21 protein-coding genes are annotated in these 25463 nt (G+C 63.0%); 17 read left to right on the forward strand and 4 right to left on the reverse strand.

The window, feature by feature from the left end:
• Positions 1–314 precede the first annotated feature (314 nt).
• The 15 genes from AC3IYG_RS03615 (at position 315) to AC3IYG_RS03685 (ending at position 18403) form a co-directional block, all read left to right on the forward strand.
• On the forward strand, positions 315–776 hold the full coding sequence (locus tag AC3IYG_RS03615) for an Lrp/AsnC family transcriptional regulator (protein ID WP_489312357.1): 462 nt from the start codon (positions 315–317) through the stop codon (positions 774–776).
• Between the two features lie 179 nt (positions 777–955).
• Positions 956–2644, forward strand: coding sequence for a flavin monoamine oxidase family protein (locus AC3IYG_RS03620; RefSeq protein ID WP_489312358.1), 1689 nt, complete (start codon positions 956–958; stop codon positions 2642–2644).
• Positions 2645–2660: 16 nt separating this feature from the next.
• Positions 2661–3476, forward strand: coding sequence for a carbon-nitrogen hydrolase family protein (locus tag AC3IYG_RS03625; protein WP_489312359.1), 816 nt, complete (start codon positions 2661–2663; stop codon positions 3474–3476).
• 317 nt (positions 3477–3793) lie between these two features.
• Positions 3794–4723, forward strand: coding sequence for a pca operon transcription factor PcaQ (gene pcaQ / locus AC3IYG_RS03630; RefSeq protein WP_489312360.1), 930 nt, complete (start codon positions 3794–3796; stop codon positions 4721–4723).
• Between the two features lie 116 nt (positions 4724–4839).
• On the forward strand, positions 4840–5559 hold the full coding sequence (gene pcaH, locus AC3IYG_RS03635) for a protocatechuate 3,4-dioxygenase subunit beta (RefSeq protein WP_489312361.1): 720 nt from the start codon (positions 4840–4842) through the stop codon (positions 5557–5559).
• A gap of 12 nt (positions 5560–5571) precedes the next feature.
• A complete protein-coding gene (gene pcaG, locus AC3IYG_RS03640; protein ID WP_489312362.1) occupies positions 5572–6177 on the forward strand; it encodes a protocatechuate 3,4-dioxygenase subunit alpha in 606 nt (201 codons plus the stop codon).
• Complete coding sequence (gene zapE / locus AC3IYG_RS03645) at positions 6167–7303, forward strand: cell division protein ZapE (protein ID WP_489312363.1); 1137 nt, start codon at positions 6167–6169, stop codon at positions 7301–7303. Before pcaG ends, zapE begins: the two co-directional genes overlap by 11 nt.
• The gene (locus AC3IYG_RS03650; RefSeq protein WP_489312364.1) at positions 7282–8211 is read left to right on the forward strand and encodes an AEC family transporter; all 930 of its coding nucleotides are present in this window, start codon (positions 7282–7284) and stop codon (positions 8209–8211) included. Before zapE ends, AC3IYG_RS03650 begins: the two co-directional genes overlap by 22 nt.
• A 274-nt stretch (positions 8212–8485) precedes the next feature.
• The gene (locus tag AC3IYG_RS03655; RefSeq protein ID WP_489312365.1) at positions 8486–9328 is read left to right on the forward strand and encodes an IclR family transcriptional regulator domain-containing protein; all 843 of its coding nucleotides are present in this window, start codon (positions 8486–8488) and stop codon (positions 9326–9328) included.
• A 387-nt stretch (positions 9329–9715) separates the two neighbouring features.
• The gene (locus AC3IYG_RS03660) at positions 9716–11056 is read left to right on the forward strand and encodes a lysine N(6)-hydroxylase/L-ornithine N(5)-oxygenase family protein (protein WP_489312367.1); all 1341 of its coding nucleotides are present in this window, start codon (positions 9716–9718) and stop codon (positions 11054–11056) included.
• Complete coding sequence (locus AC3IYG_RS03665) at positions 11053–12252, forward strand: MFS transporter (protein WP_489312368.1); 1200 nt, start codon at positions 11053–11055, stop codon at positions 12250–12252. The genes AC3IYG_RS03660 and AC3IYG_RS03665 overlap by 4 nt, the downstream gene beginning before the upstream one ends.
• A complete protein-coding gene (locus AC3IYG_RS03670) occupies positions 12242–12814 on the forward strand; it encodes a GNAT family N-acetyltransferase (protein ID WP_489312369.1) in 573 nt (190 codons plus the stop codon). Before AC3IYG_RS03665 ends, AC3IYG_RS03670 begins: the two co-directional genes overlap by 11 nt.
• 8 nt (positions 12815–12822) lie before the next feature.
• Positions 12823–14688, forward strand: coding sequence for an IucA/IucC family protein (locus tag AC3IYG_RS03675; protein WP_489312370.1), 1866 nt, complete (start codon positions 12823–12825; stop codon positions 14686–14688).
• A gap of 181 nt (positions 14689–14869) precedes the next feature.
• Positions 14870–16078: an aromatic ring-hydroxylating oxygenase subunit alpha gene (locus AC3IYG_RS03680; protein ID WP_489312371.1), complete on the forward strand. Its 1209-nt coding sequence runs from the start codon at positions 14870–14872 to the stop codon at positions 16076–16078.
• A gap of 93 nt (positions 16079–16171) precedes the next feature.
• Complete coding sequence (locus AC3IYG_RS03685; RefSeq protein WP_489312372.1) at positions 16172–18403, forward strand: TonB-dependent siderophore receptor; 2232 nt, start codon at positions 16172–16174, stop codon at positions 18401–18403.
• 64 nt (positions 18404–18467) lie between these two features.
• Here the strand turns inward: AC3IYG_RS03685 and AC3IYG_RS03690 are convergent, their stop codons facing one another.
• From AC3IYG_RS03690 to AC3IYG_RS03705, 4 genes are all read right to left on the reverse strand, one after another.
• The gene (locus tag AC3IYG_RS03690; RefSeq protein WP_489312373.1) at positions 18468–19331 is read right to left on the reverse strand and encodes an ABC transporter substrate-binding protein; all 864 of its coding nucleotides are present in this window, start codon (positions 19329–19331) and stop codon (positions 18468–18470) included.
• A 14-nt stretch (positions 19332–19345) separates the two neighbouring features.
• On the reverse strand, positions 19346–21274 hold the full coding sequence (gene fhuB, locus AC3IYG_RS03695; protein ID WP_489312374.1) for a Fe(3+)-hydroxamate ABC transporter permease FhuB: 1929 nt from the start codon (positions 21272–21274) through the stop codon (positions 19346–19348).
• A 67-nt stretch (positions 21275–21341) separates the two neighbouring features.
• Positions 21342–22109, reverse strand: coding sequence for an ABC transporter ATP-binding protein (locus AC3IYG_RS03700; protein ID WP_489312375.1), 768 nt, complete (start codon positions 22107–22109; stop codon positions 21342–21344).
• Complete coding sequence (locus AC3IYG_RS03705; protein ID WP_489312376.1) at positions 22103–22861, reverse strand: siderophore ferric iron reductase; 759 nt, start codon at positions 22859–22861, stop codon at positions 22103–22105. Before AC3IYG_RS03705 ends, AC3IYG_RS03700 begins: the two co-directional genes overlap by 7 nt.
• Positions 22862–23159: 298 nt before the next feature.
• Between AC3IYG_RS03705 and AC3IYG_RS03710 the strand changes: the two genes are divergently transcribed.
• Both AC3IYG_RS03710 and chrA read left to right on the forward strand, forming a co-directional pair.
• Positions 23160–24098 (forward strand): chromate resistance protein ChrB domain-containing protein, encoded by a 939-nt coding sequence (locus AC3IYG_RS03710; RefSeq protein WP_489312377.1) that lies wholly within the window; start codon positions 23160–23162, stop codon positions 24096–24098.
• A 29-nt stretch (positions 24099–24127) separates the two neighbouring features.
• Complete coding sequence (gene chrA, locus AC3IYG_RS03715; RefSeq protein ID WP_489313832.1) at positions 24128–25459, forward strand: chromate efflux transporter; 1332 nt, start codon at positions 24128–24130, stop codon at positions 25457–25459.
• Positions 25460–25463 lie beyond the last annotated feature (4 nt).

Consider the following 25463-nt stretch of genomic DNA (forward strand, 5'->3'; position numbering starts at 1 on the left):
CTCCTTGGCGGTCCATGCACAACACAGGGGGAGGACGACAAAGTCGTCGATGCAGCGCTCAATGCAATGGCAGCATCCGTGCCAAGCCACGAAAAGCCCGGTGTGGCCGGCTTATTGGCTGTTTCGGATTCTTGTCCGGTTGGTCATCTTTGCGCACATTTGGGGCGTTTTTCGCTTCCGATAACCGCGCAGGTGCATTTGCGCACCTTTTGCGGGCATGGCTTTGCGGGCCAGCGAGCGCGCAGAAACTTTGACAACCGCACGTGCCTTGCTCGACCCTTGCGCCGCTGCCCACCCGGTTCGAGCGAGTATTCATGCCTGATTTGTACCTCCCTACTCTGGACGAGATCGACCGCCAGTTGCTTGCGGCCTTGCAGCTCAATGCCCGCGAAAGCGTGGCGGTGCTGGCTCGGCGGCTGGGAATTGCACGCACCACGGTGACCTCGCGGATCGCCCGCCTGGAAAAGGCCAAGATCATCACCGGCTATGGCGTACGCCTGGGGCAGCGGGTGCTCGACGGCGGCCTGCAGGCCTATGTCGGCATCACCTTGCAGCCGCGCTCCGGCAAAGAGGTGCTGCGCCGGCTGAGCGCCATGGCGCAGGTCCAGCAACTTTGCGCGGTCAGTGGCGAGTTCGACTATGTGGCTTGGCTGCGGGTGGACTCCCCGGAACGGCTCGACCAGCTGCTCGATGAGATCGGCAGCTTCGAGGGGGTGGAGAAGACCACCACCTCGATCATTCTCTCGACCAAAGTGGACCGCGGCCACCCGCTCTGAGCGGCGCCTTCGTCATTTGGCAATATCTGCTCGTCATAATGTAGCGATACTTCGTCTAATCGCTGCAATTTGCGTCTTATAGTCAGCCAGTATCTTGCCTAGACTGCTGTTCAGCATAGGACGCCGTGCCTGCCGGGCAGGGCGCTGAACATTCCATCCGGTTTTCTCAAGGCCTCGCCATGACTGCACATAACCATCGCCATCCCGACGCCAACGGCAAGAAGCCCATCACCATTTTCGGCCCGGACTTCCCGTTCGCCTTCGACGACTGGATCGAGCATCCAATGGGGCTGGGCAGCATTCCAGCCGCGAACCATGGCAAGGAAGTGGCCATTGTCGGCGCCGGCATCGCTGGCCTGGTGGCGGCCTATGAGTTGATGAAGCTGGGCCTCAAGCCGGTGGTCTATGAAGCCTCGCGGATGGGCGGGCGCCTGCGCTCGCAGGCTTTCGAAGGTGCCGAGGGGATCATCGCCGAGCTCGGCGGCATGCGCTTCCCGGTGTCGTCCACGGCCTTCTACCACTACGTCGACAAATTGGGCCTGAAGACCAAGCCATTCCCCAACCCGCTGACGCCGGCTTCCGGCAGCACCGTGGTCGATCTGGAAGGTGAGACCTTTTACGCCAACACCCTGGCCGACCTGCCGGCGCTGTTCAGCGAAGTGGCCGATGCCTGGGCTGAAGCCCTGGAGCAGGGCGCGCAGTTCAGCGGTATCCAGGAGGCGATCCGCACCCGCGATGTGGCCAAGCTCAAGGCGCTGTGGAACAGCCTGGTGCCGCTCTGGGACGACCGCACTTTCTATGATTTCGTCGCCACGTCCGAGTCTTTTGCGCGCCTGACCTTCCACCACCGTGAAGTGTTCGGTCAGGTCGGTTTCGGCACCGGCGGCTGGGATTCCGACTTCCCCAACTCCATGCTGGAAATCTTCCGCGTGGTGATGACCAACTGCGACGACCACCAGCATCTGATCGAGGGCGGGGTGGAGCAGGTGCCGCTGGGCATCTGGCGCCATGCGCCGGACAAATGCGCCCACTGGCCGCAAGGCACGACCTTGTCGTCCTTGCACAGCGGCGCGCCGCGCCCAGGGGTGAAACGCATCGCCCGCGACAGCAATGGCCACTTTGAAGTGACCGACTGCTGGGGCGTGGCCCGCCACTACGAGGCGGTGCTGACCACTTGCCAGAGCTGGTTGCTGACCACCCAGATCGAATGCGAGGAGTCGCTGTTCTCGCAGAAGATGTGGATGGCGCTGGACCGCACCCGCTACATGCAATCGTCGAAGACCTTCGTGATGGTCGACCGGCCGTTCTGGAAAGACAAGGATCCGCAGACCGGGCGCGATGTCATGAGCATGACCCTGACCGATCGCCTGACCCGCGGCACCTACCTGTTCGATAACGGCGACGACAAGCCCGGCGTCATCTGCCTGTCCTATTCATGGATGAGCGACGCGCTGAAAATGCTGCCGCAGCCGATCGAGAAACGGGTCAAACTGGCCCTCGATGCCTTGAAGAAAATCTACCCGGACGTGGACATCGCCAGCCATATCATCGGCGACCCGATCACCGTGTCCTGGGAGGCCGACCCGCATTTTCTCGGCGCCTTCAAGGGCGCGCTGCCGGGCCACTACCGTTACAACCAGCGGATGTACGCGCATTTCATGCAGGCCGATATGCCCGCCGAGCAGCGCGGCATCTTCATCGCCGGCGACGATGTGTCCTGGACTCCGGCCTGGGTCGAGGGCGCGGTGCAGACGTCGCTCAACTCGGTGTGGGGCATCATGAGTCACTTCGGTGGCAGCAGCTTCCCGGAAAACCCCGGTCCCGGTGATGTGTTCCACGAGCTCGGCCCCATCGAGCTACCGGAATGAAACAGGAGTGAACGCCATGCGTCTGGCCGTCTACCAATGCGCGTCCGCCCCGCTGGACGTCGCCGGCAACCTGCAGCGCCTGGAGGCCATGGCCTTGCAAGCGGCGCAGCAGGGCGCGGACCTTCTGGTCTGCCCGGAAATGTTCCTTACGGGTTACAACATCGGTAGCGAGGCCGTCTCGCGCCTGGCCGAAGCGAGCGACGGGACGGCGGCACAGGCCGTGGCGCGGATTGCCCGGGCGGCTGGCGTGGCGGTTGTCTATGGATATCCCGAGCGGGCCGGGGGGCGGGTCTATAACGCGGTGCAACTGATCGACGCCGACGGCCAGCGTCTGGGCAATTACCGCAAGACACACCTGTACGGCGAGCTGGATCGCAACCTGTTCAGCCCCGGCGATGCGCCGGCGTCCGAGGTGATCGAGTGGCGCGGCTGGAAGGTCGGCATGCTGATCTGCTACGACGTCGAGTTCCCGGAAAATACCCGCCGGCTGGCCTTGGCCGGTGCCGATCTGCTGCTGGTGCCGACCGCCAACATGCTGCCGTTCGACTTCATCGCCACCACCACGGTGCGGGCGCGGGCGTTCGAGAATCAGCTCTACCTGGCCTACGGCAACTACTGCCACGCAGAAGGGGACATCACCTACTGCGGGTTGAGCAGCATTTCCGCCCCCGACGGAACGCAGCTGGCGCTGGCCGGCCGCGATGCAGAACTGCTGTTCGCCGATCTCGATCAGGGGTTGGTCGAGCGCACCCGGCGACAGACGCCTTACCTGCAGGACCGCCGCCCCGAGCTTTACGCGGCCCTGAGCGTTGTGCGCAAACCTCAGGACTGAGCCGGCCGCCGCAGCCATGGAACAGCGCCTGTCGTTCATGCCGGACGAGACGGTTTCCCTAATAGGCCCAGTTGACCGCACTCAGCAGTTCAAAACCTTTGCGAGCATCTTTCCGCGTGTTTTGAACCGGCTGTTCTGTTGCGGTCGGGCCTGCATCCCGCGCACTAGTTTTGATGAGCCGTCGCATCGATGAGTCCTTATCGCGAGCAAGCACCCTGCGGTCGTTCGATATGCGTAGGGTCATAACCATTTGAGTGGCTCAGTCGCAGCTCCAGCGTTAGGCTTATGCATGCTTTCAACCGACTCGCAGGGCTGCCGTGAACATCGATACCCGTATCAAATTCCGCCACCTGGTGTGCTTTCTCGAGGTGGCGCGCCAGGGCAGCCTGGCGCGGGCGGCGGACAAGCTGGCGGTGAGCCAGCCGGCGATCTCCAAGACCCTCAAGGAGCTGGAACAGTTGCTCGCCGCCAGCCTGTTCGAGCGCAGCAAGAGCGGCGTCAGCCTGACCGAAGCCGGGGTAGCGTTCATGCGTTACGCCGGGCCTTGCGTGCAGGCGCTGCGCGATGGGGTCAACAGCCTGCGCGAGGGCGAGTACGCGTCGGGCGTGATCCGCCTCGGGGTGTTGTCCACCGTCGAGAGCCTGCTGGTGCCGGAGGTCGTGCGGCGTCTGCATGAGCGTCATCCGGCGCTGGTGGTCAGCGTGGTGACCGGGCCGAGCGCCTATCTGCTGTCGCAGTTGCGGGTCGGCGAGCTGGATCTGGTGGTCGGGCGCATGACCGACAGCCCGCAGATCCAGGGGCTGAGCTTCGAGCATCTGTACAGCGAGTCCATGACCCTGGTGGTGCGCGCCGGCCACCCGCTGCTGGCCGGGCCGCTCGAGCGCAGCCGGCTGGAGGACTTTGCGCTGGTGCTGCCGCTGGCTGGCACCACCATCCGCAAGTTCGCCGACAGCCTGATCGTGCAATGCGGCATCAGCCCGCCACGGCAGCGCCTGGAGACCCTGTCCGTGGCCCTCAGTCGGCGCTATGTGCTGTGCAGCGATGCGCTCTGGATCGCGCCGTTCGATGCGGTGCGCCTGGACCTGCGGCGTGGCGAGCTGGCTGAAGTCGAGCTGGGTATTCAGGAGCCGGGAGGTTCGGTGGGTATTTGCAGCAATGCCAGCTTGGCGCTCTCGCTGGCGGCGCACTGGTGCGTGGAGGTGCTGCGCGAGGTGGGGCGTGACTACCGTGAGGCGATTTACCCATAACCAAACGGTTATGTGTTGAGGGCGTATTTTCAGTTTCGCTTGCTCGCCGCTTGTTCGAGACTGGCCGCCATGCCTGCTGGCCGGGCCCTCTATAAATTCAACAACAGGAGACCGACATGTCTGATGCGGAAAATAGCCGTTTCGTCATTCGTGACCGCAACTGGCACCCCAAGGCCTTTACGCCTGACTACAAAACCTCCATTCCCCGCTCCCCGCGCCAAGCGCTGGTGAGCATCCCGCAATCGGTTTCCGAAACCAGCGGTCCGGATTTCTCGCACCTGAAGCTGGGCAAGTTCGACCACGACCTGTTGCTGAACTTCAATAATGGCGGCCTGCCGGTCGGCGAGCGGATCATCGTTTCCGGCCGTGTCTGCGACCAGTACGGCAAGCCGATTGCGCACACCCTGGTGGAAATGTGGCAGGCCAACGCCGGCGGCCGCTACCGGCACAAGAACGACCGCTACCTGGCGCCGCTGGACCCGAACTTCGGCGGTGTCGGCCGTACCCTGACCGACCGCGACGGCTACTACAGCTTCCGCACCATCAAGCCCGGCCCCTACCCATGGCGCAACGGTCCGAACGACTGGCGGCCGGCGCATATCCACTTCTCCATCAGCGGCCCGTCGATCTCCACCCGCCTGATCACCCAGCTGTATTTCGAAGGCGACCCGCTGATCCCGATGTGCCCGATCGTCAAGTCGATCGCCAACCCGGATGCGGTGCAGAGCCTGATCGCCAAGCTCGACATGAGCGCGGCCAATCCCATGGATTGCCTGGCCTACCGCTTCGACATCGTCCTGCGCGGCCAGCGCAAGACCCACTTCGAAAACTGCTGAGGAGGCACGCACATGCCTATCGAACTGCTGCCGGAAACCCCTTCGCAAACCGCCGGACCTTACGTGCACATCGGCCTGGCCCTGGCGGCCGCCGGCAACCCGAGCCGCGACCAGGAAATCTGGAACGAAATGGCCAAGCCCGGCGCGCCCGGCGAGCACCTGATCCTGATCGGCAGCGTCTACGACGGCAACGGCCATCTGGTGCGCGACTCCTTTCTGGAGTTCTGGCAGGCCAACCATGAGGGCGTCTATGACGATGCCTTCGACCTGGAGAAGCCCTTCAACAGCTTCGGCCGCACCGCCACCACCTTCGATGCCGGCGAGTGGGCGCTCAACACCATCAAGCCCGGTGTAGTGAACAACGCCGCCGGCGTACCGATGGCGCCGCACATCAACGTCTCGCTGTTCGCCCGCGGCATCAACATCCACCTGCAGACCCGCCTGTACTTCGACGACGAGCCCGAGGCGAATGCCAAGTGCCCGGTGTTGAACCTGATCGAGCAGCCGCAGCGCCGCGAGACCCTGGTGGCCAAACGTTGCGAGGTGGATGGCAAGCCGGCTTATCGTTTCGATATCCGTATCCAGGGCGAGGGAGAAACGGTTTTCTTTGACTTCTAAACCGCAGGGGGCCGATTGGGATCGGCTCACCGAACCGGTCGCCGACCGCGTTCGGCGGCATTTCAATCAGGTGCTGGAGGCTCGTGGTTACCGGGCCGACCGTGCGCAGCAGGCCGCCATCGAGCAGCTTGGCGACTGGCTTGGCGAGCACTTGGCCGGTCGCAAGGGCTGGCTGCGTCGCCGTGTGGCCGGCGTTTACCTCTGGGGTGGGGTGGGGCGCGGCAAGAGTTTCGTCATGGATGCCTTCTTCGCCGCGGCACCCGTGCCGGCGAAAAGGCGGGTGCATTTTCACGGCTTCCTGCAGGAGTTGCAGCAGCGCATGCTCGCGTTCAGCGGCCAGCCCGATCCCCTGGCTCAGGTTGCCCGGGAGATCGCCGGGCAGACCCGGTTGCTCTGCTTCGATGAGTTTCATGTCCACGACATTGGCGATGCCATGCTCCTCGGTCGTCTGTTCAAGGTGCTGGTGGAGGCGGGCGTCGGCCTGGTCTGCACCTCGAACTACAGCCCGGCGGGCTTGTGCCCGAATCCGCTGTACCGCGAGCGTTTCCAGTCGGCCATCGGGCTGATCGAGCGGCGCTTCCAGGTGTTGAGCGTGGAGGGCGGCGAGGATTACCGGCAACGTGGCACTGCCCAGGAAGCCTGGGGCAGTTACTGCTGGCCGCAGAGTGCCCATGCCGACAGCTGGTTGGGCCAGGCGCTGGGGCTGACATCGGCGGCACAGCGCGATGTGACGCTGGCGGTCAATCATCGTCCGCTGAGCCTGCGCGCTTACGAAGGGCCGTGCGCCTGGCTGGATTTTTCCGCGCTGTGCCGGCAGCCACGCGCCAGTGCCGATTACCTGTGGCTGTGCCAACGCTTCCAGCACCTGGCGGTGAGCGGGGTGCCCTGTCTGGATGGCGAGGGGCTCGACGTGCAGCAGCGCCTGCTCAATTTCATCGATATCGCCTACGACAGCGGCATCCGGCTGCTGCTCGGCTGCGAGACCAGCCTGGCGGCGCTGTGCCGGGCGGGTGCGCAGGTGGATTTCTCCCGAACGCTCAGTCGCCTGCAGCAACTCAAGCCCGTCCGCACGGATGTGATCGCCACCCTGAGCGAGCCTAGCGCATGTTCCAGATACTCGGCATAACCGCGCCCATTTTCATCCTGATCGGCATTGGCTTCCTTTCTTCGCGCACGGGCCTGGTCAGTCGCGAGCAGGTCGTCGGCATGGGCAAGTTCGTCATCACCTTCGCCTTGCCGGCCCTGGTGATCAAAGCCCTGCTGGAAAAGCCCCTGGATGAAGTGCTCGACAGCCATTACCTGCTGGCCTATGGCATCGCTTCCTTGGCGGTGTTCGGGTTCGGTCTGCTGTTTTCCCGGCTGGTGCGCAAGGACAGCCTGAGCGGCAGCGCCCTGAGTGCCCTGGGCATGTCGGTGTCGAACAGCGGCTTCATCGGCTACCCGATAGTCGCCATGGCGCTTGGCCCGCCCGCGGCGGTGGCGCTGGCCCTCGGCATGCTGGTAGAGAATCTGCTCATGATTCCCCTGGCCCTGGTGCTGGCCGAAATGGGTAAGCAGAGTGGCGGTAGCGCGCCGTCCGCGCTGGCGGAAACCTTCAAGCGCCTGCTGCGCAACCCGATCATTATCTCGATATCCGTTGGCCTGGCGTTGGCCCTGTTCGAGGTGCGTCTGCCGGCCATTCCGTTGAAGGTCGTCGAGATGCTGGCGATGGCGTCGGCGCCGGTGGCGCTCTTCGTCATCGGTGCCACCCTGGATGGCATGAAGGGCCGTGGCCTGGTTGCCGATGTGCTGCAGCTGAGCCTGGGCAAGTTGCTTCTGCATCCGCTGGCCGTGCTGCTGTGCTTCGCGCTGCTGCCTGGCGTCGACCCGGCCTTGCGGGTTGCCGGTGTGTTGTTCGCCTGTGCGCCGATGATGAGCATCTACCCGATCCTCGGCCAACGCTACGGCTTGGAGGAGCGCTGTGCGGCGGCGCTGGTGGTGGCTACCGTGCTGTCTTTCCTGAGCATCAGCCTGTTCGTTGGCGTGCTGACCTGAGCCGTCCGCAGCGGCGGCCCCCGGTGCTCTGGAAAGCCGTCCCCGGGCGTGCGGGTGGCGCGCCGGGGAGCTTCTGGGGCGGGGATGCTTCGGTTCCACCTCGTGAGCGGAGCCGAACCGGGCGCCCCTTGAATACCTGACCAGTGGCTTGAAGCGGGACGCCCGAAGCGGGGCCACGGTAGAGGTCTTGCGCGGCAGGGTCAATTGCGATTATCGAACTTTGGTTCGATAATCGGCTGAAAATTCGCGATATTCACCAGGAAGGGCGATACCAATGAGCGACGAACAGCGTGTGAGCCTGCTATCCCTGGCGCCTCCGATCATCGCCTCGCCGGCCAAGCGCATCGAGGCGTTCGCCGGCGACCCGAACTTCATGACCTCTCTGGCCAGGGGCCTGGCGGTGATCCATGCCTTTCAGGAGCGCAAGCGCCACCTGACCATCGCGCAGATCAGCCACCGTACCGAGATCCCCCGCGCAGCGGTGCGTCGCTGTCTGTATAGCCTGATGAAGCTGGGCTACGTCACCACCGACGGGCGCACTTATTCGCTGCTGCCGAAGGTGCTGACCCTCGGCCATGCCTACCTGTCCTCGACCCCGCTGGCGGTCACCGCCCAGCCGATTCTCGACCGCCTCAGCGAACAACTGCACGAGGCCTGCTCGATGGCGACCCTGGAAGGCGACGAGATTCTCTACCTGGCGCGCTCGGCCACGCCGCAGCGGCTGATTTCGGTGGACCTGAGTGTCGGCAGCCGCCTGCCTGCGTACTGCACGTCCATGGGCCGCATCCTCCTGGCGGCGCTGGACGATGCCGCGCTGGACGACTACCTCGAGCATGCTGACCTGCAAATCAAGACCAGCCGCACCCTGCACACTCCGGAAGCCTTGCGGGCCAGCATCGCGGAAATCCGCAGCCAGGGCTGGGTGATCATCGACCAGGAACTGGAAGTCGGCCTGCGCTCCGTCGCCGTGCCGCTGAAGGACTCCGCGGGCCAGGTGCTGGCCGCCCTCAACGTCGGTACCCATGCGGGGCGCGTTTCCCGCCAGGAACTGGAGACCCGCTTCCTGCCGGTGCTGCTCGAAGCCAGCAAGGAGCTGAGCGCGCGGTTGTTCCACTGAGCCAATCCTGATCCACCATTCTCCGGTGGTGCAGCGCTGCTAACTAAGCGTTCGATCAGCGAACGCTTTGCCGATTACCGAATTGAACTGGCCATTGTCTCTATTCGAGCGCGCCCCAGGCCGCTCTTGTCACTTCCCCCCCGTCCTCTCTGCGATGCCCACTGCCAGCCGATGGCGTCGATTTGAGCATCCCGCTTTCCGTCATTTCAGCGTCATTGCCTCAAGGTGATGACGCCTCATTCGTTCAGTGGGTGGGGAAGGACCGCGGCGCGACGTGCGGGTCTATTGATTTTGCCGTAATTGCAATTGATTCGTATTGCGTATTGACACTTATTATCATTTGACTCTAGGATCTTGCCACCTTCCCCGGCCTCGTAAGGTGCAAGCGTGACGAATGATCTTCCGTACGACTTCATTGCAATAGGTTTGGGTCCGTTCAACTTGGGGCTTGCCTGCTTGACCTCGCCGCTCGAAGGCGTGCGGAGTCTTTTCCTTGAAAAGAAGACGAACTTCAGTTGGCACGAAGGCATGTTGTTGGAGGGCACGACACTTCAAAATCCTTTTCTCGCCGACCTGGTCTCCATGGCCGATCCCACCAGTCCCTTCAGTTACCTTAATTACTGTAAGCAACAAGGCCGTCTCTACACGTACTACATTCGTGAGAACTGGTACCTCACTCGCCGGGAATTCGATCGTTATTGCAAATGGGCCGCGGCCCAACTCGAGGGCGTGCGTTTCCACCATGAAGTGCAGGAGATCTGGTACGACTCGACGCTGCCCGGTTATGTGCTCTCGGGTGTGCAGGGTCCAGACCAGGCGGCCTTCCAGTTGCGTGCCCGCAAGCTTGTCATCGGGATCGGTGGTGTGCCTCACATACCGGAATGCTGCCAGGTCAACCCAGCGTTGCCGGTCGTTCATACGTCCAACTACCTGACTAACAAAGCGGCGCTGCAACAATGCAAGAACATTACGATCATTGGCAGCGGTCAGAGTGGTGCGGAGGTTTATCAGGACCTGTTGCAAGGCTCTGAAGTACACGGCTATCGCTTGAATTGGGTGACGCGCGCCTCGCGCTTTTTCCAAATGGAAAACGCCAAACTGACCCTCGAGTTGATCACGCCGGATTATGGAAATTACTTCTATGACTTGAAGCCTGCGGTCAAGGCTAAAACACTTGGCGAGCAGCGCAGTATTTATAACGGTATCAATCAGTCATTGATTGAAAGTCTCTACGAGACACTCGATGAGCGCAGTCATCGTCAAGCGCCGGCAACTCAACTGCTGACCCACCTGGCCCTCAAGCAGTGCGAGCGCCTGCCTCAGGCAGGGGCGTGGGAGCTTACATTCGAACATACGCAACTGGGGCGTACGTATCGACATGTCACTGACGGCCTGGTTTTCGCCACCGGTTATCGGCATCAATTGCCGCGTTTTATCGAGGGTATTCGCGAACGCATCCGCTGGGACGCTGCCGGTCGTTATGAACCGTCCAGGAACTGGGCGGTGGACCACGAAAGCCGCGAAATCTATGTGCAGAACGTTGGGCTGCAGAGCCACGGCCTGACCAACCCCGATCTGGGCCTGGCCTGCTACCGCAACAGCCGGTTGTTGCAGGCGCTGACCGGCCGGGATGTCTACCCCAGCGAGCCGCGAACCGCTTTCCAGGACTTCATGCCGAGGGCCGACAGCGGGTTCGTGGTCATCGATCGCCAAGGCTCGCCCTCATGACATTGCGCAACACCATTCTGATCATGTCAGCGTTTGGCGTGATCAGTGATTCCATCCTGATCGCGTTTTACCCGCAGTTCTTCGACATCCGCTACGGCATTACCAGCCCTGTGCATGTGGGGGCCTACATCGCTGCGATTTCCATTGCGGTCATGTGCATGCTGCCGGTCTGGGCTCGGGTCGCCAGGCATGTGGAAACCATGCACCTGCTGGTTTACACCCAATTGGCAGCGGCCGTGTTCTGTGTGCTTTCGGCCTGGGCGCCCAATGCGCCGACTTACTGGCTGCTGACCATGCTGATGTTCATGACCAAAGCCAGTTACCTGCTGATGTTTCCTTACCTGATGCGCCTGGAAAAGCCGGAAAACCACAGCGTAACCATCGGGCTGCTGTCGGTGGTCATCCACATTGGCGCGATCTTCGGTGCGGCGGTGGGTGGCTGGGCACTCCAGACGTTCGGCCCCGGTTTCTGCATAGGGCTGATGGCGGCCGGCGATTTCGCCCAGTTGGGACTGTGTCTCTACCTGATCCGCTCGGGCAAGGTGGTGAAAGTCCTGGTCATCGACGAAAACGACAAGAAGATCCCGCCCGTCAAGCGTGCGCCCGGTTCATTGGCTGCGTTGCTCAAGCTCAGCCTGTTGATGCTGTTGTTCGACTTCAGTGCCTACCTGGTCCGGCCTTTCTTCACGGTTTTCTGGGAGTCGGTGTCCGGGTTGCATGAGCAAATGCTGACAGGCGTCATTTTTGCCATTCCCGGAATCGTTGCGCTGCTGGCCTTGATGATCAAGTACTTCGTAAAAGCTGCCCCCCGCCTGTTGGATCACACGCTTGGCAACCTGCTGCTCGGCGCTCTGGGGCTGGTCCTGCAGGCCTCGCCTTCGGTGCCGCTAATTATCGTGGGTCGTTGCCTGTATGGCTGGGCCATGTTCCAGGTGATCGTGAAGCTGGAAGTGACCCTGTTCAAGATCAGCACCCCCGATGCTTACGCTCGCGACTTCAGTGTCACCAATTTCTTTCAGAACCTGGGTGTCCTGTTGTCCTCGTTCGGCGCCGGGTACGTGGTCAGCCTGGTCGGTATCCAGCTGACTTTCATCATCGCCGCGTGCGGCATGTTGCTGACGGCTTTGATTGATCGCTGGTCGTTCGGCGTCGATCGTCACCATGCCGGTCCAGGAGAGCTCTGCCATGCCACTTGAACTGTTGCATCCGGCCCGGCAGCGGCCGGGTCTTAACCCCGCACTGGCGCTTCGCCCCCTGGTTCTGGATCAGGACGTGGAAGTGATCCATCCCTGGTACCAGCTGGACTACGCCAGCTATTGGAACATGCAGAACATGACGCCTGAAGCCACGCGGGACTTCTATGCCCGTGCCGCGGCCAGCGGTGAAATGCAGGCCTGCATGGGCTTCTGCGCAGCGCAGCCGGCGTTCGTGGTGGAGTACTACGACCCCGCGCACCACCCGCTGGGGAAACTCTACGAGGTTCAAGCCGGCGACATCGGCATGCATTTTTTCGTCGGTCCAGCCACTCAGCCGATCAGGCATTTCACCCGCGACATCCTGCGCGTGGTGATGGCTTACCTGTTCGATGAACTCAAGGCTCATCGCGTCGTGGTCGAGCCGGATATCCGCAACAGCAAGGTCCATCGCCTCAATGAAATGGTCGGCTTCGTCAACGACTCCGTCGTCGAATTGCCGGGCAAACGGGCGCAATTGGCCTTTTGCACCCAAGCAGACTTCGCTCACTCACTTAAAGGATAACTGCTGCCATGAACTCCCCGCGATTGAACCAGCCTGCCTCCGTAGTCGCTCACCTGGACCGGCAAAGCTGGAGCAAGGTCAACCGTCTGCTGGTCCGTAAAGCCATCGCCGAATTTGCCCACGAACAAGTGTTCGCCCCTACGGTCGTGGGGGCTGCCAGCCGTCCAGGGTGGTCCCGCTACGAGCTGAAAGCCGACACCCCCGAGTGCGCCTACCGTTTCGAGGCCAGGACAATGGCCCTGCGTCACTGGCATGTCGACCCGTTGACCATCCAGCGCAGCGTCGCGCGACAGGCGCAGGACGCGCTCGATGCCCTGACGTTCATCAATGACTTCAAGCACACCCTGGGCATTGCGGCGGACAAGCTTCCGGTCTACCTGGACGAGATCAGCAGCACCCTCTACGGCGCCGCCTTCAAGCACAACCGACCTTATCTGGACAGCGCCGCTCTGGCGGATGCCGATTATCAGGATTTTGAAGCGGGCATGACCGAAGGTCACCCCGGCTTTGTCGCCAACAATGGCCGTCTGGGTTTCGATGCATTGGACTACCACGCCTATGCGCCCGAGACCGGTTCGCGGTTCGCCATCATCTGGCTTGCCGTGCACAAGGACAACGCGCACTTCGCGGCCATCCCCGGTCTTGACCATGATCGGCTGATGCGCCAGGAACTCGGCGATCAGCAGGTCGAACGGTTCCGCCGGCAGTTGCAGGAGCAAGGCCTTCGCGACCAGGACTATCTGTTCATGCCGGCGCACCCGTGGCAGTGGTTCAACAAGTTGAGCATCATGTTCGCCGCCGACATCGCCAACCAGAAGATCATCGCGCTGGGCAGCAGTGAGGACGAATACGTCGCGCAACAATCGGTGCGGACCTATTTCAACGCCTCGCAACCGGACAAGTGCTATGTGAAAACGTCGCTTTCGGTGCTCAACATGGGCTTCATGCGTGGGCTTTCGCCCTATTACATGGCCGGCACGCCCGCCATCAACGCTTATTTACACGAGCTGATCTCCAGCGATCCGGTTCTGAGCGACTTTGGCTTCAGCATCCTGCGCGAAGTGGCGTCCGTCGGTTATCGCAACCGCTACTACGAAGCGGCCCTGGAAACCGACAGCCCCTACAAGAAAATGCTTTCTGCGCTATGGCGCGAAAGCCCGGTCACCCGCCTGAAAGACGGTGAGCGGCTGATGACCATGGCGGCCCTGCTGCACGTCGATCCGAAAGGCGCTGCCTTGTTGCCCGAGCTGATGCGTCGCTCGGGGCTGGCGCCGGTGCAATGGTTGCGTCAGTACCTGGAGGCATTCCTGCAGCCCCTGATTCATTGCTTCTATGCGCACCATCTGGTCTTTATGCCGCATGGCGAGAACCTGATCCTGGTGCTCGAAAATCATGTACCCACGCGCGCGTTGATGAAGGACATTGCCGAGGAGTCGGCGATCCTCGACAAGGACGCGAAAATGCCCGAGGGGTTGGAGCGCCTGGCCGTCGATGTACCCGAGGACTACAAAATCCTCGGCATATTCATCGATGTATTCGACGGCGTATTCCGCCACATGAGCCAGATTCTTGAAGAGAACGGCTGCATGAGCGAAGTGGAGTTCTGGAGCACCGTCGCGCACTCGGTGATCGATTATCAGCAGGCTCATCCCGAACTCCAGCCCCGCTTCGAGCGCTACGACTTCTTCGCGCCCACCTTCCTGCATTCGTGCCTCAACCGTCTGCAACTCAAGAACAACCTGCAGATGGTCGACCTGGCCAATCCCGCCGGCAGCCTGATCATGGCCGACCCGCTGGACAACCCGGTCGCGCCGTTCGCCCCGCCGCGCCGTCAGGCGAAAGTCGCCAGCGCCCAGGCCGCACTCCAGGTCTAGCGCACCGCCACGACCGGCCTCCTTCCCTGTCGGGAAGGGGGGTCAATGAACGTAGGGGGTCTGCGGAACCGGGCCAGGGAGGGGCTCTCGCCAGGAGATGGGAGCCCAATACCGACAGCGGGTCCGTGCCTTTTTCGATTATCGAAGCGACTCCGGTGAACTCGGTGCAAGGAGCTATCCCATGTTGAATACCAACCGAACAGCTCATGGGGAGGTGGTGGCTCTTCGTACTCGCGAAGAGCATCCGCAACTTCCCATCCATACGTATTGCGACCCGGCTATCTACGAAAAAGAACAGGAGTTGATCTTCAATAACTGCGCCCGTTACATCGGCCATGAAAAGATGGTGCCGAATGTGGGCGACTGGTATGCCTTGCCTCACGATGATCACGCTCGAATCCTGGTGCGTAACGAGAATGGCATCGAGTTGCTGTCCAACGTCTGCCGGCACCGTCAGGCACTGATGCTCGGGGATTTCAGCCCCGACACCCCTGAATCGATGATCCGCCGTGGCAATTTGCGCTCGACCGGCAACCGCATCATGTGCCCTCTGCACGCCTGGACCTATGACACCTGCGGCCTGATCGTGGGGGCGCCGAAGTTCCCCGAGCGTCCATGCCGCAACTTGCCGCGCTATCCGATCTGCAATGTCGGGGGATTCCTGTTCGAAGGTCCGCGCGATCCGATTGACGATATCGGTGCGCTGTTCGACCGGCCCGAAATGGACTTCAGCGGTTATGAACTCGACCACGTCGAAGTGCACCCCTGCAAGTGCAACTGGAAAACCTTCCTCGAGATCTACAACGACGATTACCACATTGCCTCCTTCCACCCCGGCCTGCGGCGCTATGTACGCAGCGATGGCCTGAGTTGGGACTACGGCGACTGGTACAGCCTGCAGCGGATCAATGTGACCCACAACCTCGAGCGCTCGGGCAGCGACACTTACAAGGCCTGGCACGCAGGGCTGATGGCGCATTACGGCGGCGCGTCGCCGGATTTCGGAGCGATCTGGGCCAGCTATTACCCCACCCACATGATCGAGGTTTTCCCTCACGCGCTGGTGCTGTCCACCGTCTACCCCAAAGGCGTGCACGAGACCTGCAACGTCATGGAGTTTTATTACCCCAAGGCGCTCATGGCGTCCAACCGCGAGCTGGTCGAGTCGCACCGTGCGGCCTACATGGAAACCGCCATCGAAGACGACGAGATCGCCGAACGCACCGATGCGGGTCGTCGAGCGTTGTATCGGCGCGGCGTCGATGACAGCGGCCCGTACCAGATTCCGCTGGAGGAGGGCATGCAGCACTTCCATGGCTGGTATCGCTCGGTCATGGGGCCGGCCATCAACTCGGGAGGCGGTGAGGCCCTCGTCGCCTTGCGCTCATGAGCCTACGGGTTCAAGGAGGGTAGCCATGATCTGAGCCTCCACCGCCATCTGCCAACCCAACTACCACTAATCACTCAATCAGAAGCATTGCCAATGAAAAAACCAATCCACCGCATAGGTCGCCCGGCCTGTTTGAACCTGTTGCCGGCAGCATCGAACGCCTACACGCTGGCCGTTGCCTTGAGCCTGACGCCTGCCGCGTTGCTACTGGGTACCCAGGTTGCTTTGGCCGCCGAGACGGCAAAGGCCCGAGGCAATAGCGAGAGTCGCGAGGAGGTGACGCTGACGCCTACGGTCGTCAATGGGGAGCACGAGGCGCCGCCCAGCGTCACGGAGCAAAGCGACTCCTACACCATTGGCGCTACCAGCACCGCTACCAAGCTCGACCTGTCGCCGCGAGAAACCCCGCAGACCACGGTCAGCGTGACCCGCCAGCAGATCGAAGACTTCAAGCTGAATAACGCCAACGACCTGTTGCAGGCCGCCGGCGTCAACGTGCAGCGGGTGGAGACCGACCGTACCTACTTCACCGTGCGCGGTTTTGACGTGAACAACTTTCAGATCGATGGTATCGGTGTACCGTTTTCCTCGGAAGAGCAGATGGGCGATATCGACACCTTCCTCTATGACCATGTGGAGGTGCTCAAGGGCGCCAACGGCCTGACCTCCAACCCCGGCAACCCCTCGGCGACCATCAACTTCGTGCGCAAGCGTCCGACCCACGAGTTCCAGGCCGAGGGCTCGCTGGGGTACGGCTCCTGGGATACCCGCCGCGGTGAGCTGGATGTCTCCGGGCCGCTGGATGACGCCGGCCGTGTCCGTGGTCGCGCCCTGGTGGCCGCGCAGGAAGGCGACTCCTACCTGGACCGCTACTCGCAGAGCAAGATGTTGTTCTCCGGCATCGTCGAAGCCGATATCACCGACAGCAGCACCGCCACCCTGGGCTACTCCGAGCAGCGCAACCGCCCGGACGCGATTATGTGGAGCGCGCTGACGCTGAACTACACCGACGGCTCGAAGATCGACTACAGCCGTTCGCACAACACCGCGCCAGACTGGGCCTACTGGGATACCGACGACAAGCAGACCTTCGCCGAACTGAAAACCGACTGGGGCGGTGGCTGGCAGACCCAGGCCACCCTCAACTACCGGGAAACCACCTCCGACGCCGAGATGTTCATGGCCGGCGGCGTGCCCGATGCGCAGACCGGACTTGGCCTGTTCACCTACGCCTCGAAGTTCGACCGCAGCGAGCGCCAGGTGCTCGGTGATGTGTTCGTCAAAGGCCCGCTGCAGTTGTTCGGTCGCAGCCATGAAGTGGTGCTCGGCAGCAACTGGTCACGCACCGACGCGCACTGGACTTCCCGCGACGACGCCATTGTCTTGCCGCTGCCGCCGGTATGGGAATTCGACGGCGACTACCCGCGTCCGGACTTCGCCAATGTCACCAGTTCGGCGGACTACACCATCTACCGCCGCGGTTACTACACGGCGGGCAACTTCGAAATCACCGACCAACTGAATGTAATCGCCGGGCTCAATCACACCAACCTCAAGGGGGGCGGCGAGCGCGTGGGCGACCCCTACGAATACAACAAGAGCAAATCCACGCCGTACATTGGCGCGATCTACGACTTCAACGCGAATTACTCGGCCTATGCCAGCTACACCGAGATCTTCAACCCGCAGTACCTGGTGGACGCCTCGCGCTCATTGCTGGAGCCGATCGAAGGCAACAACGTCGAAGGCGGGATCAAGGGCGAGTGGTTCGACAAGCGTCTGAACGCCAGCGTCGCGCTGTTCCGCACCGAGCAGGAGAACACCGCCGAGTACGCCGGTTTCGATACCGCGCAGGGGTTTTCCTACTACCAGCCGGTAGACACTATCTCCGAGGGCTACGAGCTGACCGTGGCTGGCCAGTTGATGCCGGGCTGGGAAGCCAGCGCGGGGCTGACCCATCTGTTCTCCCTGCGTGATGCCGACGACCGCAGCACCCGCACCTTCATTCCGCAGAACACCCTGTACCTGTCCACCACCTACAAGGTGCCGCAGGTGCGCGGGTTGAAGGTCGGCGGCAGTGTGAACTGGCAAAGCGAGATATTCCGCGAGCAGGGCACCTCGACCTCGGGTGAGACCATCGTCAGTCGTCAGGGCTCCTACGCGGTTGCCAACGCCATGGCCAGCTACGACATTGACGAGCACTTCACTGTCGCCCTCAATGCCAACAACCTGTTCGACCGCAAGTACCTGACCAGTCTGTACTGGGCGCAGTCCTACTACGCGCCTTCGCGCAATGCGATGGTGACATTGAGCTGGAAGTACTGAGAGCCGCTGAGCAATTGCCGCCTACTGCGAGCGCTTCCTGGCGCTCGCAGTAGTGTGCGGGCTCTCAAGGTTGTGCGGGTGGCAGGCTGAGCAGGGCATCGCTGATCGCCTTGGCCAGATGCTCCACGCTGAACACCCCGCCGTGGGTCCAGGTGGCGCGCATGCTCGCCAGGCGCTGCTGACGCACGAAGGGCATGGCTTGCCACAGTCGGGTGTTGAACAGACGTTCCTGCTGGGCAAAGGGTTCGATATACAGCACCACACCGTCCTCGATGTTGCCCAGACGGGTAATCGGCGCCTGGATATTGCCCCAGCGACTGAGCGGCACCGGGTGCGCCGGTTGCAGGCCGAGCAACTGCATGGCGTGGTGCGGCAGGGAGTTGGGCCCGTGAATGAAGACCTGGGTCGGCGAGGCGAAGCGGATCACCGTGACCCTGGGCAACTGGCCGTCGAAGTGTTCGAGCAGGCGCCAGCGCATCTGCGCGATATGCGCCTGCATGGCATCCAGTTGTTGCCGGGCATGGGCGCTGAGTTGCAGTTGTTCGGCCAGGGCCAGGTAGTTGTCGCGCTGCATGATCAGGTTGTCGCGCTCCTGGGTGAAGTCTCCATAGGACAGCACCGGGGCGATGCGCTCCAGTTGTTCGCGGATATCCTCCAGCAGCGGGGTGATCAGAATCAACTCGGGGCGTAGTTGCGCCAGCAACTCCAGGTTGGGTTCGGTGCGGCTGCCGGCGTTGGCCACCGTGGCGGGCAGCCTGGGGCGTACCACCCAGTCGCGATAGTCGCCGGCGTCCGCCACGGCCACCGGGGTGATACCCAGTTGCAGCAGGTGCTCGGCCGGCTCCCAGCTCAGGGCGGCGATCCGCGGTTGGGCCAGGGCCGCCGGGGCCAGGCAACACAGCAGGGCCAGGCGGCTGAGTGTGGCCATGGGGCGCCGGGTCTTCATGACAGACGCTGCCGCAGCAGAAGGACGACGAAATAGCTGCCGCAGACCACCGAGGCGACTATGCCCACGGGGATTTGCAGCGGGAAGATCAGGGTGCGGCCGAGCCAGTCGGCCAACAGCATCAGCATGATTCCCAGCAGGGCGGACAACAGCAACTGTTCGCTCACCCGGCGGGCGCCGAGGATCGCCGCCATATGCGGCGCCAGCAGGCCGAGAAAGGCCACCGGCCCGAGCAGGCTGGTGACCAGGGCGCAGAGCAAGGACACCAGCAGCAACAACGCCACGCGGGTAAGGGGCACATTCAGGCCGCGACTGAGGGCCACTGCATCGCCAATCGAAATCAGCCCCAGGGCCCGCTGCCAGAGCAGGCCGAGGCCAACCAACAGGGCCACGCCGATACTCAGGCCCAGCGCCTGGGGGGCGCTGACCCGGTAGGTCGAGCCGGCCAGCCAGCCCAGCAGCGCCAGGGAGTCGGCCGAGCCCTGGCTCAGGCCGATCTGCAAGGCGGTGTTGAGAAGGGCTGCCAGGGAAATGCCGACCAGCACCATGATCGCCGGAGCGTAGCGATGGCGCCGGCCCAGCAGTAGCAGCAGCATCAGGACCAGCAGGCTACCGATAAAGGCGGCCAGCGGTGCCAGCATCCAGAACAGGGCATTGCCGAACAGCAACAGCGCCAGCATCACCGCCAGCGCCGCGCCGGCGCTGAGGCCGAGGATATCGGGGCTGGCCAGGGGGTTGCGCAGCAGGCGCTGCAGCATCATCCCAGCCACCGCCAGGCCGCCGCCGGCGGCGGCCGCCGCCAGCACCCTGGGCCAACGCAGCGACCAGACCAACGCCGAGGGCCAGGCGAACGTCCAGCCGTCCAGGCTGCGGTTCAGGCACAGGCTTATCACTACGACGGCGGCAGTGACCAGGGCCAGCAGCCACCAGGTGCGCGGGCGGGTGCGCGCGGCTCCGGGCGGGAGCGCCAGGGCCCGCTGGTCCTCTGCCGCGAGCTGGCGCCGTGACAGCCACAACAAGGCCGGGGCGCCGATCAGCGCGGCCGCCGCCCCACTGGGAATCAGCTCGCCGAGCCAGCGGCTCAGCAGCAGGGCCAGGGCGTCAGTTGCCAGCATCACCAGCATGCCCAGCAGCGTGCTGTAGAGCAGCTCGTCGCGGGGTGTGCGGGCGCCGCACAGGCGTGCCAGATTGGGTGTGATCAGACCGATAAAGCCGATCAGGCCAACGGCGGTGATGGACACCGAGGTCAGCCAGAGGGCGGCCAGGAACAATCCCAGGAGCACCGGCCAAAGGCTCAGGCCACGGGCCTGTGCCGCGGCGCTGCCCAGTTGCAGCAGCGTCAGGGGGCGCGGAGCGAAGACGATCAGCGGCAGCCCGAGCAGCAGTTTCGGCCACAGCCAGGTGACCCAGTGCCAGTCGATCTGCCCCAGATCACCCGCGCCCCAGACGAACAGGCCGCGGGTCTGCTGGTGGTTGAGCAGCAGGATGGCCATGGCCAGGGCGCCCAGCAGCAGGTTCAAGGCCATACCGGCGAGTATCACTGGCAGACCGCTGATGCCATGGCGACCGGCGATCAGCAGTACCAGCGCCACCGTGGCCAGGGCTCCGGCCAAGGCGGCCCAGTGCCCATGCTGGGCGGCAAACAGCGGAAACAACAAGGTTGCGCCGAGCAGCCCGAGCCAGGCTCCGGCGGCGGCGCCGAGGGTCATGGGGGACACCAGGCGGTTCTGCGTAAGCTGCTGCAACACGCTGCCGGACAGCCCCAGTGCCGCCCCCACCAGCAGCGCCATGACCATGCGCGGCAGACTGACCAGGTTAAATTCCAGGGCCTCGAAGGTGTCACCGGCAGGGGCGCGCAGGGTCCACTGGCCCATGCCCAGATTCAGGTGCAGGACGGCCATGCCCAGCAGTGTCAGCAAGGTCAACAGGTAGCGCCATTGCCTCGGGTTCCGCGGCGTCCAGGCGCCTGCCTTGCTCAGTGACACATTCACATCAACTGACCACGGCAATCTTGTGTGCCTGGCCCGGCTGCTCGATCAACTGGATATCGATCTCATACAACGCGCTGAGCCGCTGGCTGCACAGCAACTGCTGAGGGCTGCCATCGAAGAACAGCCGGCCGCCTTTCAGGGCGATGATGCGGTCGGCATAGCGGCAGCTGAGGTTGATGTCATGCAGGATGGCGACGATGCCACGCTCATTGTCGCGGTTGAGGCCATGCAGCAGGTTCATCAAGTCGTACTGATGCGCCAGGTCCAGCGCCGAGGTGGGTTCGTCCAGCAGGATCAAAGGCGATTGCTGGGCCAGCAGCATGGCGATCCAGGCCCTTTGCCGCTCGCCCCCGGACAGACTGTCGGCCAGGTGCTCGGCATAGCGGGCCACATCGGTCTGCTGCATGGCGCGTTCGATCAGCTGGTTGTCCTCGGCTTGCCAGCGGCCCAGCAGACCACGCCAGGGGAAACGGCCCAGGCGCACCAACTCGCGCACGGTCAGGCCGGCCACTTCCGGCAGGCGCTGGGGCAGGAAGGCGACGCGTCGGGCAAAGTCGCGCTGGCTATAGCTGGGCAGGGGCTTGCCATCCAGCTCGATATGCCCCGAGTCGGGGCTGAACTGGCGGGCGATCAGGTTCATCAGCGTCGATTTGCCAGAGCCGTTGTGGCCGAGGATCACCGTGAATTGGCCGGCTGCAATGTGCAGGCTGTCCAGCGCGAGGATCAGCCGGTTATCGCGGTGCACCTGGATGTTGTGCAGCCTCAGCATTCCAGGGCCAACTCTTCACGCAAGCGTCGGGCCCGTTCGTCCTGCTTGAGTTTCGGGCAGGTGCTGCACAGGTCGCCATCGGCTCGGCGAAAATGCTGGCAGCAGGCCTTGCGGCCCAGGGCCAGGCATTCGCGCCCGTCGTCCAGGCGCACATCAATCAGCGAACTGCTGCCCGGCAACGCCAGGCCCTCCATCCAGCACCCCTCCAGATCGCGCAACTGGTCGTTCGCCAGCGCCCGCTCGCGTTGCACCATCAGCAGCGCCGCGCGTATGCAGTCTGCCGCCAGGAGCCGGGCGAGTTTCGGGTAGATGCTCGACACGCTGTTGAATTCAGTCAGTTGCTGTTCGATGTGTTCGCGGACCTGGTCGGCGGCATAGTTGATTAGCTCGTTTTCGGCACCTATGCGCGGGCAATGGGCCGGAAGGCAGAAGCCGCCCACGAACCCGTCGCACACCGATTGCCCCATCTGCGCCAGGCAAGGCGCCCGGCGACCGAGGTGAACCGCCAGCAGGCTGAAGTAGATCGGTTGCCAGATCAACAACGTCCAGCTTCGCGTGGACCAGTAATGCGGACCGGCTTCCGCGTGGGCTTGTTGCCAGTAGGCGTGAAGCGCCGTGAGCCGTTCCGGATTGCCTGCGCTACCGCAGTGGAGTTGATCATCGCTGACCGGGCCGATGCGCCCGCCCAGCCGCGGCAGCGCCTGAGACGCGATGGCGAATAGTCGAGCAAGGTCACTGCGGTCGTCTGACATGGAGGTAACCCGTAGCCTCGCAGAGGCGGCAGAAGATCGGTCGTTCGGGTGAGTGCGAATTTAATCATTTAGATGCGAATGATTCAAATCATCATTCGTATTGGCATGTTTCTCGGAGGATGTCTTCGCCGTTGACGGGCCACGCCCGGTGCGCGGGTCGATCCCAGTGCCAATGACCGCCGCAGCCGCTTTCAGTTGCCCCCGCTAAGGCATGCTGGGGCGACGTAAACGCTTGCGATCGCCTTGATCGAAGATCAATATGTAGGAATAGAGACATTACTGAGTCTATCTCTACACTATGCAGCTATTAGCCCTTGTCCTTTCCTTGCCCACTGAGAACGCCACCGTTCGGCAGCGTGTTTGGCGTTCGCTGAAAGCCTCCGGTGCCGCCGTACTCCGGGATGGCGTCTATCTGATGCCTGAGCGCGTGGACTGCCGTACCACCCTGGATGGCTTGGCCGCAGGTGTTCGTGAGGCCGGTGGAGCAGCCCATGTGCTCCGTGTCGAAGAACCTGACGGTGCGAACTTCACCGACCTGTTTGACCGCAGCCAAGACTACGCGGCCGTGCTGGATGAGGTCGTGCAAGCGCGGCATAGGCTGACCGCCGATACCGTGCAGGACACGCTCAAACAGGTACGCAAACTCCGCAAGACCTTCGCTGGTTTGGTCGAGATCGATTTTTTTCCCGGTGAGGCGCAGCGGCAAACGGATATAGCCTTGCAAGAGCTGGAGCTAGCCTGCGCACGCGCACTGTCCCCGGATGAGCCACAGGCCATGGCCGGTGTAATCGCGCCGCTACGTTCGTCCGACTACCAGGGGCGCACCTGGGCGACACGACAGCGGCCGTGGGTGGATCGCTTGGCCAGCGCTTGGCTGATCCGTCGCTTTATCGATCCGCAGGCCAGGATTATGTGGCTGGCCAGCCCCGTCGATTGCCCAGCCGATGCACTGGGCTTCGACTTCGATGGCGCGACCTTCAGTCACGTCGGCAGTCGCGTCACCTTCGAGGTGCTGGCGGCAAGTTTCGGCCTGGAACAACCCGCCATCGCACGGCTGGGCCTGCTGGTGCATTACCTCGACGTGGGCGGCGTACAGCCGCCCGAGGCCGCCGGTATCGAAAGCGTGCTCGCAGGGCTGCGCAAGACCCTTACCCAAGATGACCGCTTGCTGACCGCCGCCTCTGCCGTTTTCGATGGGCTGCTGGCCAGCTTCGACAGGGGAGTATCCTCGACGTGACCCAAACCGCCGCGCAGAGCGCTGACACAATGGCGTTACCACCGCAGCCCGTCGGCTTCTGGCAAGCCTTCGCTTTCTGGCTCAAGTTGGGCTTCATCAGCTTCGGTGGGCCGGCCGGACAGATTTCGATCATGCACCAGGAACTGGTGGAGCGTCGGCGCTGGATTTCTGAACGTCGATTTCTCCATGCGTTGAATTACTGCATGCTGCTGCCCGGCCCGGAAGCCCAGCAGTTGGCCACCTACATCGGCTGGCTGATGCACCGTACCTGGGGTGGCGTGATTGCCGGGGTACTGTTCGTGCTGCCGTCGTTGTTCATCCTGATTGGCTTGTCCTGGGTCTATATCGCCTTCGGCGATGTCCCGGTGGTAGCCGGGCTGTTCTACGGCATCAAGCCGGCAGTCACTGCCATCGTTGTCCAGGCCGCTCACCGCATCGGCTCGCGCGCGCTGAAAAACAACTGGCTGTGGGCGATTGCCGCCGCGTCCTTCGTCGCCATCTTCGCCCTCAACCTGCCGTTTCCGCTGATCGTTCTGGGCGCGGCGCTGATCGGTTACTTTGGCGGACGCTTCGCACCAGAGAAGTTCACCATCGGCGGCGGGCACGGCGCGGCCAAGCAGACCTTTGGCCCCGCGTTGATCGATGACGATACCCCCACACCCGAGCATGCGCGTTTCCATTGGCCGCGCCTGGCGCTCCTGCTGGTGATCGGCGCGGCGCTATGGGCCTTGCCCATGGGGCTGTTGACTGTCTTGTTCGGCTGGGAAGGCACGTTGACGCAGATGGGCTGGTTCTTCACCAAGGCCGCCTTGCTGACCTTCGGCGGCGCCTATGCGGTACTACCCTATGTCTATCAGGGCGCGGTCGATCACTACAGTTGGCTGACCCCGGCGCAGATGATCGATGGCCTGGCTCTGGGTGAAACCACGCCGGGCCCGCTGATCATGGTGGTGGCCTTCGTGGCTTTCGTTGGTGCCTATGCGCAGCAGGTGTTCGGTGCCGATCAGGCCTTTGCGGCCGGGGCGGTCGCCGCCTGCTTGGTCACCTGGTTCACCTTCCTGCCGTCGTTCCTGTTCATCCTCGCCGGCGGCCCGTTGGTGGAATCGACCCACAATGAGCTGAAGTTCACCGCGCCGCTGACGGGCATCACCGCAGCGGTGGTGGGGGTGATCCTCAACCTGGCACTGTTCTTCGGTTACCACGTGCTTTGGCCGCAAGGCTTCAGCGGTCATTTCGACTGGCCGTCGGCGCTGATCGCGCTGGCCGCGGCGGTTGCTCTGCTGCACTTCAAACGCGGCGTGATTCAGGTGCTGATGGCTTGCGCGTTGAGCGGGTTAGCGGTGCACCTAATACAGAACTGAGAGG

This window comes from Pseudomonas sp. KH_027, assembly GCF_057838565.1.